The organism is Pseudomonas sp. SH10-3B, from assembly GCF_019891415.1.
Taxonomy (GTDB): Bacteria; Pseudomonadota; Gammaproteobacteria; order Pseudomonadales; family Pseudomonadaceae; genus Aquipseudomonas.
In genome coordinates, this window is record NZ_JAFLXD010000030.1 from 50,179 (window position 1) to 66,856 (window position 16,678).

15 protein-coding genes are annotated in these 16,678 nt (G+C 62.7%); 8 read left to right on the plus strand and 7 right to left on the minus strand.

The features are described from left to right. Positions 1-143: 143 nt before the first annotated feature. Complete coding sequence (locus tag J1G35_RS20785; RefSeq protein ID WP_223015900.1) at positions 144-1,130, plus strand: diaminopimelate epimerase; 987 nt, start codon at positions 144-146, stop codon at positions 1,128-1,130. A 54-nt stretch (positions 1,131-1,184) separates the two neighbouring features. On the opposite strand, the gene codA is transcribed toward J1G35_RS20785, so the two are convergent. From codA to J1G35_RS20805, 4 genes are all read right to left on the minus strand, one after another. Continuing rightward, entirely contained in the window at positions 1,185-2,420 is a 1,236-nt protein-coding gene (codA, locus tag J1G35_RS20790; RefSeq protein ID WP_223015901.1) for a cytosine deaminase, read from the minus strand. Positions 2,421-2,534: 114 nt separating this feature from the next. Further along, positions 2,535-3,803: a cytosine permease gene (gene codB / locus J1G35_RS20795; RefSeq protein ID WP_223015902.1), complete on the minus strand. Its 1,269-nt coding sequence runs from the start codon at positions 3,801-3,803 to the stop codon at positions 2,535-2,537. 291 nt (positions 3,804-4,094) lie between these two features. Further along, a complete protein-coding gene (gene queD / locus J1G35_RS20800) occupies positions 4,095-4,451 on the minus strand; it encodes a 6-carboxytetrahydropterin synthase QueD (RefSeq protein ID WP_003190259.1) in 357 nt (118 codons plus the stop codon). Positions 4,452-4,528: 77 nt separating this feature from the next. Beyond that, complete coding sequence (locus J1G35_RS20805) at positions 4,529-5,608, minus strand: patatin-like phospholipase family protein (RefSeq protein WP_223015903.1); 1,080 nt, start codon at positions 5,606-5,608, stop codon at positions 4,529-4,531. Between the two features lie 194 nt (positions 5,609-5,802). Here J1G35_RS20805 and J1G35_RS20810 point away from each other — a divergent pair, with 194 nt between their 5' ends. The 4 genes from J1G35_RS20810 to J1G35_RS20825 are packed head-to-tail and all read left to right on the plus strand — an operon-like array spanning position 5,803 to position 8,400. Continuing rightward, positions 5,803-6,105 carry a PepSY domain-containing protein gene (locus J1G35_RS20810; RefSeq protein ID WP_053132202.1) on the plus strand — a complete coding sequence of 101 codons (303 nt, stop codon included), beginning with the start codon at positions 5,803-5,805 and terminating at the stop codon, positions 6,103-6,105. Then, positions 6,105-6,416, plus strand: a complete 312-nt coding sequence (locus tag J1G35_RS20815) for a PepSY domain-containing protein (RefSeq protein ID WP_053132200.1) — start codon at positions 6,105-6,107, stop codon at positions 6,414-6,416. Before J1G35_RS20810 ends, J1G35_RS20815 begins: the two co-directional genes overlap by 1 nt. Continuing rightward, a complete protein-coding gene (locus J1G35_RS20820) occupies positions 6,416-7,084 on the plus strand; it encodes a response regulator transcription factor (RefSeq protein ID WP_027603141.1) in 669 nt (222 codons plus the stop codon). The genes J1G35_RS20815 and J1G35_RS20820 overlap by 1 nt, the downstream gene beginning before the upstream one ends. Next, entirely contained in the window at positions 7,081-8,400 is a 1,320-nt protein-coding gene (locus J1G35_RS20825) for a sensor histidine kinase (protein ID WP_053132199.1), read from the plus strand. Before J1G35_RS20820 ends, J1G35_RS20825 begins: the two co-directional genes overlap by 4 nt. A 68-nt stretch (positions 8,401-8,468) precedes the next feature. Here the strand turns inward: J1G35_RS20825 and J1G35_RS20830 are convergent, their stop codons facing one another. After that, complete coding sequence (locus tag J1G35_RS20830; RefSeq protein ID WP_223015904.1) at positions 8,469-10,616, minus strand: methyl-accepting chemotaxis protein; 2,148 nt, start codon at positions 10,614-10,616, stop codon at positions 8,469-8,471. A gap of 238 nt (positions 10,617-10,854) precedes the next feature. Here J1G35_RS20830 and J1G35_RS20835 point away from each other — a divergent pair, with 238 nt between their 5' ends. Both J1G35_RS20835 and J1G35_RS20840 read left to right on the plus strand, forming a co-directional pair. Then, on the plus strand, positions 10,855-12,174 hold the full coding sequence (locus J1G35_RS20835; RefSeq protein WP_223015917.1) for a Na+/H+ antiporter NhaC family protein: 1,320 nt from the start codon (positions 10,855-10,857) through the stop codon (positions 12,172-12,174). Positions 12,175-12,235: 61 nt separating this feature from the next. Further along, positions 12,236-13,915 (plus strand): methyl-accepting chemotaxis protein, encoded by a 1,680-nt coding sequence (locus tag J1G35_RS20840; RefSeq protein WP_223015905.1) that lies wholly within the window; start codon positions 12,236-12,238, stop codon positions 13,913-13,915. Here the strand turns inward: J1G35_RS20840 and yegQ are convergent. After that, the gene (gene yegQ, locus J1G35_RS20845; RefSeq protein ID WP_223015906.1) at positions 13,912-15,231 is read right to left on the minus strand and encodes a tRNA 5-hydroxyuridine modification protein YegQ; all 1,320 of its coding nucleotides are present in this window, start codon (positions 15,229-15,231) and stop codon (positions 13,912-13,914) included. The genes J1G35_RS20840 and yegQ overlap by 4 nt on opposite strands. 161 nt (positions 15,232-15,392) lie before the next feature. On the opposite strand from yegQ, the gene J1G35_RS20850 reads away from it, so the two are divergent. Further along, complete coding sequence (locus J1G35_RS20850) at positions 15,393-16,460, plus strand: AI-2E family transporter (RefSeq protein ID WP_053132191.1); 1,068 nt, start codon at positions 15,393-15,395, stop codon at positions 16,458-16,460. 3 nt (positions 16,461-16,463) lie between these two features. On the opposite strand, the gene J1G35_RS20855 is transcribed toward J1G35_RS20850, so the two are convergent. Further along, a complete protein-coding gene (locus J1G35_RS20855; protein ID WP_053132189.1) occupies positions 16,464-16,646 on the minus strand; it encodes a hypothetical protein in 183 nt (60 codons plus the stop codon). Between the last annotated feature and the right edge of the window lie 32 nt (positions 16,647-16,678).

Here is a 16,678-nt window from a genome sequence, read left to right on the forward strand (position 1 = left end):
AACTGGTGAACCCCGGATTCTCGCGGTGGATTACCACCTTCCAGGCCGCTTCCCACAAACCTTGCGTTGTGTAATACGCTGCGGGTCCATCAGGTAGGCAACTGCGGGGACGAGCCGATGAAGATTGCAAGGCGGGCGGCGCCATGACCCTGTTCTATGACGCACGGGGCAATATTTACGGGGTGGTCACCCCGGCTTTTTTACGAGGACAGGGTATCGAGGTGCCTCATGGCGCGGCGCAGGCCGCGGCGACTCGGGAAGTTTGGACGGCCTCGGCCATAAGCTCCGAATGCACTTGGGGATCAACGCCGCGCCCGGTCGATGCCAAGGCCCACCGCTGTGATGGCTTGCTGGTTGGCCCGTTCCAGGCCGAGCCGCCGTTTGACCTGCTGATCGTGAACACCGACGGCTCGCTGGCTGAGCGCAGTGGCAATGGGTTGACGATCTTCGCCCAGGCGCTTACTGATCAGGGCTTGATGGCCGGGGCCTGTGAGTTGCGCGTGCACCATGACAAGCCTGGCGCGGTATCGCCGATGGCGACTCGGATCGAGCCCGCCATTCATGAGCACATCTCTGGATTCTGGCTGGCCTTGGGGATGCCCGGATTCGGGCCGTCGGCCGTGGGGGCGCAGGGAGTGGAGCCGGTGTCCCTGGACGGCATTGAACTGAGCCACGTGAAGGCGTTGGCGGCGATTAACCCGCAGTGGGGGCACAGTCAGTTTGTGCGGGTGGGCAACCCTCACTGTGTGACCTTGGTCGAACAGGTGGCAGCCTTGCCGGACACGTTGCAGATGCAGCAACCTGCGCTGTTCGAACCGTTACAGGCGATAGCCTTCGCGCCCCCGGCAGGACGCGGCGAGCCATGTCCGACCGGAGTCAATTTGCAATGGGTCGCCAGGCACTCGCGCAATCGGGTTGTTGCCCGTGTGTTCGAACGGGGAGAGGGCCCCACGGCGTCCTCCGGGACCAGCGCCAGTGCCGTGGCGTGTGCGGCGTGGCGAGCCGGTTGGGTTGAGGGCGATGACATTGCGGTGGTGATGCCGGGTGGCACTGCGCCGGTTCGCTTGCATACTCAGGCCGATACACTGCTGGGCGTCAGCCTGTTTGGGACCGCCCGGCCTCAGGCATGAGGTCTTTTGAACGGCTGATGTCCTGAGTGGGTGTCAGCCGTTTCACATTCCTTCTTACATAAACTCCACCTGCGCCGGCTGGCGCTTCATCAACACCTTGCCATGGCGAATCGAGTACAGCGGCAACCCTTGGCTGCGAATCACCTCGTAGTCGCTGTCTGCCGAGAGGATCAACAGGTTCGCTGGACGCCCGGCCTCAAGGCCGTAACGGTCACCCAGGGCCATGGCCTTGGCGCTGTTGTCGGTCACCAGGTCGAGGGCGCTTTGCAGGTTGCGGTAGCCGAGCATATGGCAGATGTGCAAACCGGCCTCCAGCACGCGCAGGATGTTGCCATTGCCCAGCGGGTACCAGGGATCGACGATGGAATCCTGGCCGAAGCACACGTTCATGCCGGCTTCGAGCAGTTCGTTGACCCGGGTGACGCCGCGGCGTTTCGGGAAGCTGTCGAAGCGGCCTTGCAGGTGGATGCTTTCGGTTGGGCAGGAGACGAAGCTGATCCCGGAGTGCCCCAGCAGGCGGAAGAGTTTGGCGCAGTAGGCATTGTCGTAGGAGCCCATTGCCGTGGTGTGGCTGGCGGTGACGCGGGCGCCCATGTCGCGGCTGCGGGCTTCTTCGGCGAGTACTTCGAGGAAGCGTGAATGCGGGTCGTCGGTTTCGTCGCAGTGCACATCCACCAGGCAGCCGGTGCGTTCGGCCAGGTCCATCAGGAACTTGACTGAGCTCACGCCTTGGTCGCGGGTGTATTCAAAGTGGGGAATGCCGCCGATCACATCGGCGCCCAGGCGAATGGCTTCTTCCATCAGCTCGCGGCCGTTGCGGTACGACTCGATGCCTTCCTGGGGAAAGGCGACGATTTGCAGGTCGATCAGGTGCGTGCTTTCTTCGCGCACTTGCAGCATGGCCTTGAGCGCCGTGAGGTCGGGGTCGGTGACATCGACATGAGTGCGTACATGCTGGATGCCGTGGGCGGCGAGGGCCTGGATGGTTTTTTTGGCGCGGGTCCTGGTGTCTTCCTCGGTGATGGTGGCCTTGCGTTCGCCCCAGCACTCGATGCCTTCGAACAGGGTGCCGCTCATGTTCCAGCGCGGTTCGCCGGCGGTGAGGGTGGCATCAAGGTGAATATGCGGTTCGACGAAGGGCGGTATCACCAGGTTGCCGGCCGCATCCAGGTCATCGGCCGCCATCAACGGTGCTGTTGTTTGTGGGGTGATGCTGGCGATCCGGCCGTGTTCCAGGTGCAGATCATGCAGGCCTTCACGGTTGCGCAGGCGGGCGTTGATGATGTGCATGGGCAAGTTCCTCTTGGCTAAAAACAATCAGGCAGACAGCCGCCGGATCATCGGGGCAATGCCGATGTCCAGCGCTCATCAGGGTACCATTCTCGTGAAACCAGGCGTCCAGGCTTATGCCTGGGCGTCAGCCAGGGGCGCACGCATACGCAGTACGGCGCTGATCGCGATGTAGCTCAGCGACGCAGCGGCGATGCCCACCAACGGTGCGACCCACGGCGAGTGGAATGCCAGCACGGTGCCCACGGCATACGCCGCCAGCCCATGCCAGTTGAACGCGGGCAGGCGCGCCTGCGCCAGGCGTGGGTATTGGCCGCGATAACGGTAGAAGAAATCCGCCATGATCACCCCACCAATCGGCGGAATCACCGTGCCCAACAGGATCAGGTAGGGCACCAGCATGTCGTACATGCCGAGCAGCGCCAGCAGCGTGCCGATCAAGGCGCCGGCGAGGGTCACGGTCTTGCGGCGTTGGGTGCGCATCAGGTTGCAGCCGGCCACGGCGAAGTTGTAGATGGTGTTGTCCTGGGTGCTCCAGATATTGAGCAGCAGCATGGCCATCGCCGCCATGGCAAAGCCTTGCAGCAGCAATACTTCCACCACGTCCGGTTGCTGATAGACGATGGCGCCGTAAGCCCCGATCAGCACCATCAAACCATTGCCGATAAAGAACCCGATCAGGCTGGCCAGCACCGCGACCCTGGCCGAGCGGGAAAACCGCGTCCAGTTGGTGGCCTGGGTGGCGCCGCTGACAAACGTGCCGAATACCAGGGTGATCGCGGTGGACACATCCAGCTCGCCGGTCGGCACCACCGCCAGCAGCCCCTCCAGCCCGCCGACTTTCACCGTGGCGACCCACATCGACAGAAACAGCAACAGCCCCATCGCCGGCACCGCGATGTAGGAAAGAATCTCCAGCCCGCGATAGCCCACGTAGGCCGTGGCACAAAACACCAGGCCGAACAGCACCATCAACCCCAGCACGCTGCCCTGGCTCAGCTCGAAATACTTGCCGAGCACCACCGCGGCCGTGGCGGTGCCCCAGGCGTACCAGCCGATCTGGGTGAAACCGAGGATCAAGTCACTGAGCTTGCTGCCCACCTCGCCAAAGCAGAAGCGGCCCATCAACACCGAGTTCAACCCGCTCTTGAACGCGATGTAACCCAGGCCTGCGGCGTAGATACCCAACAGCAGGTTACCCAAGGCCACCACGCCGAGCATGTCGGTGAAGCTGAACGCCACCCCCAGCTTGCCGCCGGCAAACATGGTTGCGGTAAAAAAGGTGAAGCCCAGCAGCACCATGGCGGTTGACGCCAGGCCTTTGCGCGCGTGCATGGGGACTTCGCTTAGGGGGTAGTCGTTGCCTGATTCTGGCGGCGTCATGTGCGTGCTCCCTGAATGAGTGACGCAGCCTCGTTGCACCGTGCGTGCCAAATCTGCAGCAGCGACGGGCGCACGCTATTAGAGGGTAAACGCAGGCGAGGGTGTTCGCAGTGCCCCGTCGGGCACGAAAGCGGTGCAGCGGTGGTACAAATTGGACCCGTCGAACCGCGTTCGGCAGCGAGCCTCGTGCAACACAACCGCCTCGCCCCGAGGCTCAGCGTAATACCAGGGGTTGCAACAACGCAGGGCACAAAAAAACCACCGCAAGGGTGGTTTTTTCACATCGCCGGCTTACTCGCCGCGATAGATACAGCCGCTGGTGCAGGTCTCATGGATGCGAATCGCACTGAGCTCCGGCAACAGCGGTTTGAGTTCGTTCCAGATCCACTTGGCCAGCACTTCGCTGGTGGGGTTTTCCAGGCCAGGGATGTCATTGAGGTAGTTGTGGTCGAGGCGTTCGTAGAGCGGCTTGAAAATCGCCTTGATCTCCGAGAAGTCGCGAATCCAGCCGGTATGCGGATCCAGGTCGCCGCTCAGGTGGATCGCCACCTTGAACGAATGCCCATGCAGGCGCCCGCACTTGTGGCCTTCCGGTACGTGGGGCAGGCGGTGGGCGGACTCGAAGGTAAACTCTTTGAAGATTTCCACAGTATTTTTCAGCTCGGTCAGGTATCTGGCAGGCGGCGAGTTTAACAGCTTGATCCGGTACCGCGCATACCGCTCGGTCAAAGCGCCTGCAAGCGCTCGCCCAGGCCGGCGTTATCGGCCAGTTGCAGAAACTCATCCCCCAGCCGCCGGCTCTCGCTCATCGCGGTTTGCCAGTACTTGTTGCGACTCGGGTCGTCGCCCATGAAGCGCTTGAAGTCGCTGCGGTCCGGCAGTTTGCCGTGGGGCAGGCGGGCCAGGTAGTCCTTGGACGGCGCCAGCAGCAACACATCCTGCAAGCCTTGCTGGTTGCTGCGCCGCCATGGCAGGCCCTTGTCGAACCAGCCGGGGATGACCCGGTCGGTGAAGTGCGGGTACAGCACGATGTCGTCGCCGTGGTAGGGCAGGTCGAGGTGATAGTCCAGCAGACCGCCGTCGCGGTAGGTGCCGCTGCCTGCGCCGGGCAGGTCGCGCACGCCTTGCATCACCATGGGGATCGAACCGGACGCCAGCAGCGCCTGGCGCAGGTTGCCCATGTCTAACTCAAGAAAGCGCGATGGAAAATCCTTCAGCGGGTGCACCGGCGGTGCCTGGCGAGGATCGTGGATGATCAGCCGCTCGAAATGCCGCGCCAGCCGCGCACGGCCGCGCAGGTTGTCGGCAATCACCGATGACAGGCCCAAACCCAGGCGCCCGCGATGGTCATCGGCGAGCAGGCCGTGGCTCTTAACCACCATGATGTTCAGCCGGTAGTCGGGGTTGTCCAGCACGCGCGCATCGCGGCCTGCCAGCAGGTCGTCGAGCATGCGCTGGCAGCTGCGGCTGACTTCGGCCATGGTCACGCCTTTGGCAAAGCGTTGTTCGTTGTACAGGCGGCCGAGGTCCAGCAGGCCTTGCACCGGGTCGGGCAGGCAGGCGCTGGCAAACCGCCAGGAACCGATCGATGCACCGATCAGCGCACGTTCCCGTGGCGCGCGCGGCAGCCAGTCGCCGAACAGCGCCAGGTCCAGGCCCTGGATCCCCAGCGCCTTGGGGCCGCCGGCCGCACCGGGGAGGATGCCGACATCCGCAGGTTTAAGGCCCTGCTCGCGAATGCGCGCAAAGGCGCGTTTGCCGGCCTTGAGGGTCAGGGCGGGGAACTTGATATGGATGGCTGTCATACCGGTCTCTGTTGAAGCGAGGTGTAGGAGCAAGCTTGCTCGCGAAAAACGTTAACGATACCGCGTGAATCCTGAATAAACATCGTAGCCCGTCGCGCCTGCCGGAAATTGCCATGGTGGCAATTCAGTTTCAGTTAAGTTGCAGCCGCTACCGTAGCCGGCGTAGGAAAAACATCGTTTAACGGAGACTCATCATGAAACGCCTCACTGCTCTGGTCGCCGCCGCTTTCATCGCCGCCACGGCGACTCAGGCCGGAGCCGTGGACCCCGACAAACCACTGATCGTGCCCGCCACTGTTACAATTGTCGCTTTCGACCAGCTCGAAGCCACAGCCCAGGCCCTGCACCCCGGTTCAACGCTGCTGGACACCGACCTGGACGAGGCTTACGGCAAGTATGTCTATGAAGTCGAACTGCAAGATGCCGACGGCATTGAATGGGAGGTCGAATTGGACGCGCTCACCGGGCAGGTTCTCAAGAATCATCAGGATACGTAATGAAGGCAAATTTACGCGCCGGCAGTCGAGTGGCGTTGGTGCTGGTGGTGTTCTGCTCAGGCTTGCAGGCCCGCGACCTCAATCAGGATGAAGCCTTGGCGCTGCGCCAGCAGGGCGTGATCCTGCCCCTGGAGCAACTGTTGCAGCAGGCCATGGCACGCTATCCCGGCTCGCGCCTGCTGGAAGCCGAGCTTGAGAAAAAACACGGCCAATATGCCTATGAAGTGGAACTGGTGACCACCGAGGGCGTGGTGCGCGAGATTAAACTCGATGCCACCAACGGTGTACTGATCAAAGATGAGGAAGACTGATGCGCCTGCTCCTGGTGGAAGACAACGTACCCCTGGCCGATGAACTGCTGGCCGGCCTGCAGCGCCAGGGCTATGCCGTCGACTGGCTGGCCGATGGCCGTGATGCCGCGTATCAGGGCCGCAGCGAACCCTACGACCTGATCATCCTCGACCTCGGCCTGCCCGGTTTGCCCGGCCTTGAGGTGCTGGCGCAATGGCGCGCCGCCGCGTTGGCCACGCCGGTGCTGATCCTCACCGCCCGCGACTCCTGGGCCGAACGCATCGAAGGGCTCAAGGCCGGTGCCGACGACTACCTGAGCAAACCCTTTCACCCCGAAGAGCTGCACCTGCGCATCCAGGCGCTGTTGCGCCGCTCCCACGGGCAGGCCAACCAGCCCACCCTGCAAGCCGCTGGCCTGCACCTGGACGAAGGGCGCCAATGTGTACTGCGCGACGGCGACGAGATCCAATTGACCGCCGCAGAATTTCGCCTGTTGCGCTACTTCATGCTGCACCCTGAACAGATCCTCTCGAAAAGCCACCTGGCCGAGCACCTCTACGACGGCGAGACCGAGCGCGACTCCAACGTGCTGGAAGTGCACGTCAACCACCTGCGCCGCAAACTGGGTCGCAGCGTGATCGAAACCCGGCGCGGCCAGGGTTACCGGTTTGGCGCCAGCCCTGCATGAAGTCGATTCAGCGCCGCCTGAGCCTGGGCCTGATCAGCGTGATGGTGATCGTCGGCGTGGTGTTGGCGCAGACCAGCCTGTGGTTGTTCGAGGCCGGTTTGCAACGCTACCTGGAAGCCGGGCTGCGCAACGACGCCGAGAACCTGCTGGTCGCCTTGGTGCGCGGGCCCAACGGTGTACAGCTGGATGAACAGCGCCTGTCGCCGGCCTATCAGCGGCCGTTTTCCGGGCATTATTTCCGTATCGATTTTGCCGACACCCACTGGCGCTCCCGCTCGTTGTGGGATCAGGAATTACCCCGACTGCCCGAGGCCGGGCTCAAGGGCAACCTGCAATTGGGCCCCGAAGGCCAACAACTGCTGGTACTGCGTTCGGACTACAAGCGCTTTGGCCAGTCGATTTCCATCAGCGTGGCGCAGGACTACACCCCCGTGCGGGAAAGCTTTCGCCTGATGCGTCGGATCGGCCTGGTGCTGGGGCTGGCGGCGTTGCTGCTGGTGTTGTTTTTGCAGCGAGTCACCGTACGTCGCGCCTTGCGCCCGCTGGAAAACGCACGTAACCAGATCGCCCAGCTGCAACAGGGCCAACGCTCGCAACTCGATACCCAGGTGCCGCTGGAGCTGGAGCCGCTGGTGGCGCAGATCAACCACCTGCTGGCCCACACCGAAGACAGTCTCAAACGTTCGCGCAACGCTCTCGGCAACCTGGGGCATGCGCTGAAAACCCCGCTGGCGGTGTTGTTGAGCGCCGCGTCGAGCGAGGCGCTCAAGGATCATCCCGAACTGAGCAAACTGTTGCGCGAACAATTGGAGCAGGTGCAGCAACGCCTCAACCGCGAACTCAATCGCGCACGGCTGGCCGGCGAAACCCTGCCGGGTGCCTTGTTCGACTGTGAAAAAGAACTGCCTGGCCTGCTCGCCACCCTCAACATGATCCATGGCGAACACCTGGACCTGCGCTACCACGTCGCGCCGGGCCTGCAATTGCCCTGGGACCGCGAGGATTTGCTGGAGCTGCTCGGCAACCTGCTGGACAACGCCTGCAAATGGGCGGATGCCGAGGTGCGCTTGACGGTCGCCGAGACGCCGCACAGTTACCTACTGACGGTGGAAGATGACGGCCCCGGCATACCGGAGGCCCAACGGGACCAGGTCTTCAGCCGGGGCGCACGCCTGGACGAACAGATCGACGGCCATGGCCTGGGGTTGGGGATCGTGCGCGATATTGCCGAGGTGTGGGGCGGGGTGTTGCAGTTGCAGGAGAGCGAACTGGGCGGGCTCAAGGCGCTGATCGAATTACCCAAGCGCCATGGCTGACACACCGTAGATCAACATGTGGGAAGGGGCTTTCTGTGCCCCCCCCCACATTGGACTGCCTGCGACCCTCAGACGCGGAACTGGTCCATCAACCCCTGTTGCTGATTCGCCAGGCTGTTCAACGCCTGGCTCACCCGCGCCGACTCATTGGCCTGTTCCGACAGCGACTCGGTCACATCGCGAATGGTCGCCACGTTGTTGTTGATCTCTTCGGCCACCGCGCTTTGCTCTTCGGCGGCGCTGGCGATTTGCAGGTTCATGTCGCTGATCACCGTGACCGCCTCGCCGATCTGGCGCAGGGCGGTGACGGCCTCGCCGACCTGTTCGACACTGCCCTGGGCCTGGCGGTAGCTGTTGCCCATGGAACCGACAACCTCTTCGGTGCCGTTCTGCAATTGCTCGATCACCAGGCGGGTTTCTTCCACCGACTCCTGGGTACGCCGTGCCAGGTTGCGCACTTCGTCGGCGACCACGGCAAACCCACGGCCGGCCTCACCGGCGCGGGCGGCTTCGATCGCTGCGTTGAGCGCCAGCAGGTTGGTCTGCTCGGCGATGCCGCGAATCACCTCCAGCACGGAACCGATCTTCTCGCTGTTGGCGGACAGGCCTTCGACCTGGGCCATGGCGGTGCTCATATCGGCCGCCAGTTGACCGATATTGGTGGTGGTGCGGTCGATCACCGTCAGGCCGTCGCGGGTGGCCTGGTCGGCATCGCGTGCGGCCTGGGCGGCCTGCGCGGCGCTGCGGGCCACGTCTTGAGCGGTGGCGCTCATTTCGTGGGAGGCGGTGGCCACCTGGTCGACCTGGCGGTACTGCTGCTCCATGCCGGCGCTGGTTTCAGTCGCAATCGCGGCGGACTGGTCGGCGGTGCCACGGGCGTCCTGTACGGAGCGTTTTACTTCGGCAATGATCGGTTGCAGCTTGTCGAGGAAACGGTTGAACCAACTGGCCAGTTGGCCCAGCTCATCTTGTTTGTCATAGGCCAGGCGTCGAGTCAGGTCGCCTTCGCCACTGGCGATGTCTTCGAGCATGTGCGCCACGCCGAGGATCGGTCGGGTTACGCTGCGGGCCATCAGCCACACCAGAATCAGGCCGATCACGGCGGCCAGCAGGCCCAGGCTCAGTTCCAGCAGGGTGCCGCGCGTATTATCGGCGTCCATCTGGGTCTTCAGTGCTTCAGCCGGCCCGACCAGGACTTTTTCCGGCACATCCAGCAATACGCCCCATGGCTTGCCGTCGGGAATCGGCGCGAACGGCGCCAGCACCTTGAGCTGATGGTCGGTGCGCAGGCTGCGGATTTGTGTCCCGCTGGCCAATGCGCTGATCAATTGCGCGCCGCTTTGCGTATCGACCTGATCCAGGCGTTTGCTCAACTGGCTGGCGTCCGCGCTGTAGCCGGCAAGCAAACCGGTGGGGCTGAGGATGCTGACCTGGGTCTGGCCGTCATACAGCTTGTGGCTGGCCTGCTGGCTCACGGCCTGCAGGCTGTTGAGGTTGATGTCCACCGACAACGAGGCAATGACTTTGCCATTGACCGTCAACGGAAACACGATGCTGGTCATCAGCACGTTTTGCCCGTCGATCACATAAAAGTACGGCTCGATCACGCACGGCTTGAGTGTGCTGCGCGGGCAAGTGAACCAGGCGTTGGCCGGTTCACCGCTGGGGCCGATGCGGGTGTCGGACATGTCGCTTTCCGGCAGTGCCATTGAGGTCAACTTGCCTGGTGTCGGCTGCGACCAGTACAGGGCAAAGCGGCCCTTGTCATTACTGCCCAGCTCCGCCTGACCGGCGAACAACTCATCCTTGCCGTCCAGCGCATTGGCTTCGAAGACCAGGGACAGGCCCAGCAGGTCCGGGTTGGCCTGAAGCGCGGCCTTGACCTGGCGGGTCAGGTCTTCGCGGGTGTCGAAGGCGTCGAGGAAGCGTTTTTCGGCTTGCTCGCGCAGGAACAGGACCTGGCGGGAAAACCCATGCCCATATTGATAGGCGTCCATGAACTGCTGGCGGATGCCCAGCGCCTGCACCTCACCTTGGGCCTCGATGCGTGCCTGGGCCGCTTCATCGAGCATCTGCATGCTGGAGGCTTTGACCTGCTCGGAACTCTGCGCCATGCGGTACAACGACAAACCCACCAGCAGGGTCACGATTCCCAGCAGGCAAAGGCCGGCGAGCAGGGTGATTTTCCATTGAATGGAGAGCTGTCTGAGGGACATCGGTACATCCTTGGCTGAAAACACATAGAGCTCGGTTATCGGCCGATCTGTAATTTTCTTTATTCAAACGATCAATTTAAACCCGAAAGCGGCGCCGTTTTTTGACATGGAGCCCGCCCTGCTGCAAAGTGCGCGCCCTCTAATAAGACCTCCTTCAAGCCTGCGCGCTGGCTGCCACCCGATGGCCGCCTGGGCGCGGGCATGCCTGTTTTTTATGTTTCTGCTTGAGGTAACCATGATTAACGCAGTCATCGCCGCGGTCGGCACCATGCTGGTGCTCAGCCTGTCCCGCGTGCATGTGGTCATCGCCATTATCGTCGGCGCCCTGGTGGGCGGCCTGACCGGTGGCCTGGGCATCGAGGCCACGCTCAAGGCGTTCAACGGTGGCTTGGGGGGTGGTGCGACCGTGGCCTTGTCCTACGCCTTGCTTGGCGCTTTCGCCGTGGCGATTGCCAAGTCCGGCCTGGCCCACGCCCTGGCGGACAAGGCCTTGCTGCTGGTCGATCGTCAGGAAGCCACCGGCGGCAACCACGTCAAATGGCTGCTGATCGGCCTGCTGTGGGTGGTCGCGATCGCGTCGCAGAACATCCTGCCGATCCATATCGCGTTTATCCCGTTGCTGGTGCCGCCCCTGCTGTATGTGCTGACCAAATTGCAGTTGGACCGGCGCCTTATCGCCTGCGTGATGACCTTCGGCCTGATCACGCCGTACATGTTCCTGCCGGTGGGCTTCGGCAATATCTTCCTCAACCAGATCCTGCTGGCCAACGTGGCCAAGAGCGGCGTGGACATCAGCCAGGTCAACGTCACCCACGCCATGAGCCTGCCGGCGCTGGGCATGGTGGTCGGGCTGCTGGTGGCGGTGTTTATCAGCTACCGCAAGAAGCGTGTGTATGACCTGGAGAAAATCGAGCGGGTCGAGCAAGTGGCGGTGCAGTACAACCCGCTGACCCTGCTGGTGGCCGGTCTGGCGATTGCCTCGGCGTTCATCATCCAGTTGTGGCTGGATTCGATGATCATCGGTGCCCTGGCCGGGTTCCTGATTTTCTCGGTGTCGGGCATTGTGCGCTGGCGCGACACCGACGACCTGTTCACCGAAGGCATGAAGATGATGGCGATGATCGGCTTCATCATGATTGCTTCGTCGGGCTTTGCCGAAGTGCTCAAGGCCACTGGCGATGTGCGCTCGTTGGTGGAGGCCTCGGCGGCGTTCATCGGTCATAGCCGTGGGGTGGGAGCGTTGTTGATGTTGCTGGTGGGGCTGCTGGTGACCATGGGCATCGGTTCGTCGTTTTCCACCGTGCCGATCCTCGCCGCGATTTTTGTGCCGCTGTGTGTGCAACTGGGCTTCAGCCCGCTGGCCATCGTATGCATCGTCGGTACTGCCGGGGCGTTGGGTGATGCCGGTTCGCCCGCTTCGGACTCCACCCTCGGCCCGACCTCCGGCCTGAATATCGACGGCCAGCATCACCATATCTGGGACACCGTGGTGCCGACGTTCCTGCATTACAACATCCCGTTGCTGGCGTTTGGCTGGTTTGCGGCGATGACGCTCTGATCTACAGGTTCACCGTTGCTGGCCGATAACCTCTCAAGTCGCCTAATAAGAGAGAAAAGCCATGCGTCTGAGCCTGAAGGCCAAAGTCCTGTCCCTCGCCGTTGTGCCGGTGTTGCTGTTTGCCGTGGTGATCAGCCTGACCACCGTGTGGATCCTCCAGGGGCAAGCGCGCAACGAGGTCGATGAAACCCGCCAGCGCCTGCTCAACGACGCCAAGGCCACCCTGCAAAGTTATGTGGAAGTGGCCATGACCACCATCAAGCCGCTCTACGACGCCGCCGCCCCCGGCGATACGGCGGCGCGGGCCGAGGTGGTCAAGCTGCTGTCCAACACTAGTTACGGCAAGGACGGTTACTTCTTCGGCTACGACTCCGAGACCATCCGCCTGTTCAAGGGCAACAGCCCCGACGGCGTGGGCAAGAGCTTCAAGGACAACCGTGACCCCAATGGGGTCTACGTCAACCGCGACCTGGTCAAGGTCGGCAAGGACGGCACCCACTACCTGCAATACAGCTCGACCCAGCCCGGCCAGACCGAGCTGGTGCCCAAGATGGGCTACACCGAATACCTGCCCAAGTGGGACATGGTCATCGGTACTTCGGTGAACCTGGATGGCATCGAAGCCCAAGTGGCGGTGGTCGAGGCCAAGGTCGAGAAACGCATGGAAGGCGTGCTGCTGAGCATCCTCGGCGTGGCGGTGGTGGTGTTGCTGGTGATCGCCGCCGTCGGCATGGTGCTGGCCAACACCATCCTGCGCCCATTGCATTTGATGAAAGCCAACCTCGACGACATCGCTGCCGGCGAAGGCGATTTGACTCGCCGTCTGGCCATCACCAGCCAGGATGAACTCGGCGACCTGGCTGGCGCGTTCAACCGGTTTGTCGACAAGATCCATGGCCTGGTGCGCCAGATCACCGAAATGACCACCCAACTCACCGGCCTGGTGAGCCAGGTGTCCGACCAGGCCCAGCGCTCGGAGCAGGCCATGGAACGCCAGCGTCACGAGACCGACCAAGTGGCCACCGCGATCAACCAGATGTCCTCGGCCGCTCAAGAAGTGGCGCGCAGTGCCCAGGGCGCCTCGGTGGCCGCGCAACAGACCGACGCCGAAGGCCAGGCCGCCAAACGCGTGGTGGACGGCAGCATCGCGCAGATCCACGCATTGGTGAATGACATCCGCAGCAGCGGCGTATCCCTCGACAGCCTGCAGCAGGACGTGGCGTCGATTGTCAGTGTGCTGAGCGTGATCCGTTCCATCGCCGAACAGACCAACCTGCTGGCGCTCAACGCGGCGATCGAGGCGGCGCGGGCAGGGGAGGCCGGTCGTGGCTTTGCGGTGGTTGCCGACGAGGTGCGCGCCCTGGCCAGCCGCACGCAAACCAGCACCCAGGAAATCCAGGGCATGATCGACCGCCTGCAAAAAGGCACTGAAGCGGCCGTGGATGCGATGCGCCGCTCCAGCGATGCTGGCGATGGCACCTCGGCCAAGGCCAACGAAGCGGGGGCGTCCCTGGACACCATGGCCCAGTTGATCGGCACCATCAACTCGATGAACGCGCAGATTGCCAGCGCCGCCGAAGAACAGACCGCCGTGGCCGAAGAGATCAACCGCAGCGTGCATCAGATTGCCGTGGCAGTGGACAGCGTGGCCGATGAAACCCAGTTGGGCGCCCAGACCTCGCGCAGTCTGGCGGACCTGGGCCAGCGGTTGGGGCAGTTGGTGGGGCAGTTCAGGATCTAGAGATCGCGCATCAACAACCCAAAGCGCAGATCCACCTGCGCTGGCAGGGGCACATACACCGTGTGCCCATCCCCCGGCGCTACTTCGATGGCTTCACCCTTGGCGTTGTGCAGGCTGGACAGGTCAAAGTGAAAGTTGCCGGCGGGGGTCATCAATTCCAGATGATTGCCGACGGTAAAGCGGTTCTTCACCTTGACCTCGGCCAGCTCGCCACGGCGCTCGCCGGTCAACTCGCCGACAAACTGCTGACGCTCGGATACTGAGCTGCCGTTCTGGTAGTTCTGGTATTCGTCGTGCACATGGCGGCGCAGGAAACCTTCGGTGTAGCCGCGTTGGGCCAGGGATTCCAGGTTGGTCATCAGGGTGCGGTCAAACGCACGGCCGGCTACGGCATCATCGATAGCCTGGCGGTACACCTGGGTGGTGCGCGCGCAGTAGAAATGCGATTTGGTGCGGCCTTCGATCTTCAGCGAATGCACACCCATGTGGCTCAGACGCTCCACATGCTGCACGGCGCGCAGGTCCTTGGCGTTCATGATGTAGGTGCCGTGCTCGTCCTCGAAGGCGGGCATCTGCTCATCGGGGCGGTTGGCTTCCTGCAGCAGGAACACCTGGTCGGTGGGCGCGCCGATCCCCAGTGTGGGTTGCGGTTGATACACCTGGACGATATCGCCCGTGGCGTTTTCCTCTGCCGGGGTGGCCTGGTATTTCCAGCGACAGGCGTTGGTGCAGGTGCCCTGGTTGGCGTCGCGCTTGTTCATGTAGCCCGAGAGCAGGCAGCGCCCGGAATACGCCATGCACAAGGCGCCGTGGACAAACACTTCCAGTTCCATGGCGGGCACCTGCTGGCGGATTTCTTCAATCTCTTCCAGGGAAAGCTCCCGCGACAAAATGATCCGGGTGATGCCTTGCTGCTGCCAGAACTCGGCGCTGGCCCAATTCACCGTGTTGGCTTGAACCGACAAGTGGATCGGCATCCATGGGAAATTCCGGCGCACCAGCATGATCAACCCAGGATCGGACATGATCAGCGCATCCGGGCCCATGGCGATCACCGGGCCGAGGTCCTTGAGGAAGGTCTTGAGCTTGGCGTTGTGTGGCGCGATGTTCACCACCACATAGAACCGCTTGCCCAGCGCGTGGGCTTCCTGGATGCCGAGTGCCAGGTTGGCGTGGTCGAACTCGTTGTTGCGCACGCGCAGGCTGTAGCGCGGCTGGCCGGCGTAGACCGCATCGGCGCCGTAGGCGAAGGCGTAGCGCATGTTTTTCAGGGTGCCGGCGGGGGCGAGCAGTTCGGGGGCAAGGACGAGGGGCATGGGGATCAGGTCGCAAAAGGCCGCGAGCGTAGCCGAACGTATGCGGGGCTTTATTGATCTGGGTCTACGCTTACTGCAACAAAGATGGCACTCCCAGGTGTTGCGGTGGACTAAGCAGCTGGACGCACACGCGCGGCCTGCTTTTTTGACATGGATCGGACATGAATCAAACCAACCTGCAATTCAAAACCCTGCTGCTACTGCTGGCCCTGGTGACCGTCGCCTTCATCTGGATATTGCTGCCGTTTTACGGCGCGGTGTTCTGGGCGGTGATCCTCGGCATTATCTTTGCGCCGATGCAGCGCCGCCTGCAGCAGCGCTTCGGTTGGAATCGCAACCTGACGTCCCTGACCACCCTGATGGTGTGCCTGGTGATCGCGATTCTGCCGGTGATCATTACCAGCGCGTTATTGGTGCAAGAGGGCGCCACCCTCTATAAAAATGTCGAGAGCGGCCAGTTGGATGTGGCGGGCTATATCGAGCAGTTCAAGAACTTCCTGCCGCCGTACTTCCAGCACCTGCTGGACCGTTTCGGCATGGGCAACCTGGAAGGGCTGCGCGAGAATATCGTCAAGAGTGCGATGCAGGGCAGCCAGTTCTTCGCCACCCAGGCGTTCAGCTTCGGGCAGGGCACGTTTGATTTCCTGGTGAGTTTTTTCATCATGTTGTACCTGCTGTTCTTCCTGCTGCGCGACGGTCCGGAACTGGTGCGCAAGGTACGCACGGCGGTGCCCTTGGCCGAGCCGCAGAAGCGTCGGTTGCAGCTCAAGTTCAATCGGGTGGTGCGCGCCACGGTCAAGGGCAACGTGCTGGTGGCCGTGACCCAGGGGGCGCTGGGTGGTCTGATCTTCTGGTTCCTGGACATTCCCAGTGCGTTGCTCTGGGCGGTGCTGATGGCGTTCCTGTCACTGTTGCCGGCCGTGGGCGCGGGCATTGTGTGGGGCCCGGTGGCCGCGTACTTCCTGTTGAGCGGATCAATCTGGCAGGGCGTGGTGCTGGGCTTGTTCGGCGTGTTTGTGATCGGCCTGGTGGACAACGTGCTGCGCCCGATCCTGGTGGGCAAGGACACCAAGATGCCGGACTACCTGATTCTGATCTCGACCCTGGGCGGCCTGTCGGTGTTTGGCCTCAACGGGTTTGTGATCGGACCGCTGGTGGCAGCGTTGTTCATGTCCAGTTGGGCGCTGTTTGTTGAAAGCAAGCCGCGGGTCAAGCTGCCATTGCCCTGAGTCTCAGGCGTGCAGGCGGAAGTTCGAGGCTTGCTGGAGTTGTTTTTCGGCGGCGGACAGGGACGTGAGCGGGCCGCTGATGGCCTCGCCGTCGCGGACCAGGTACCAGCAGGCCAGCAAACCCAGTTCGCGAAGCGGGGCGGGGACTGCGCTGCCGATGACGGACATGATTTGAACAGTGGGCATAAGAACCTCCAATCGCTATGGAAGTCACCTTA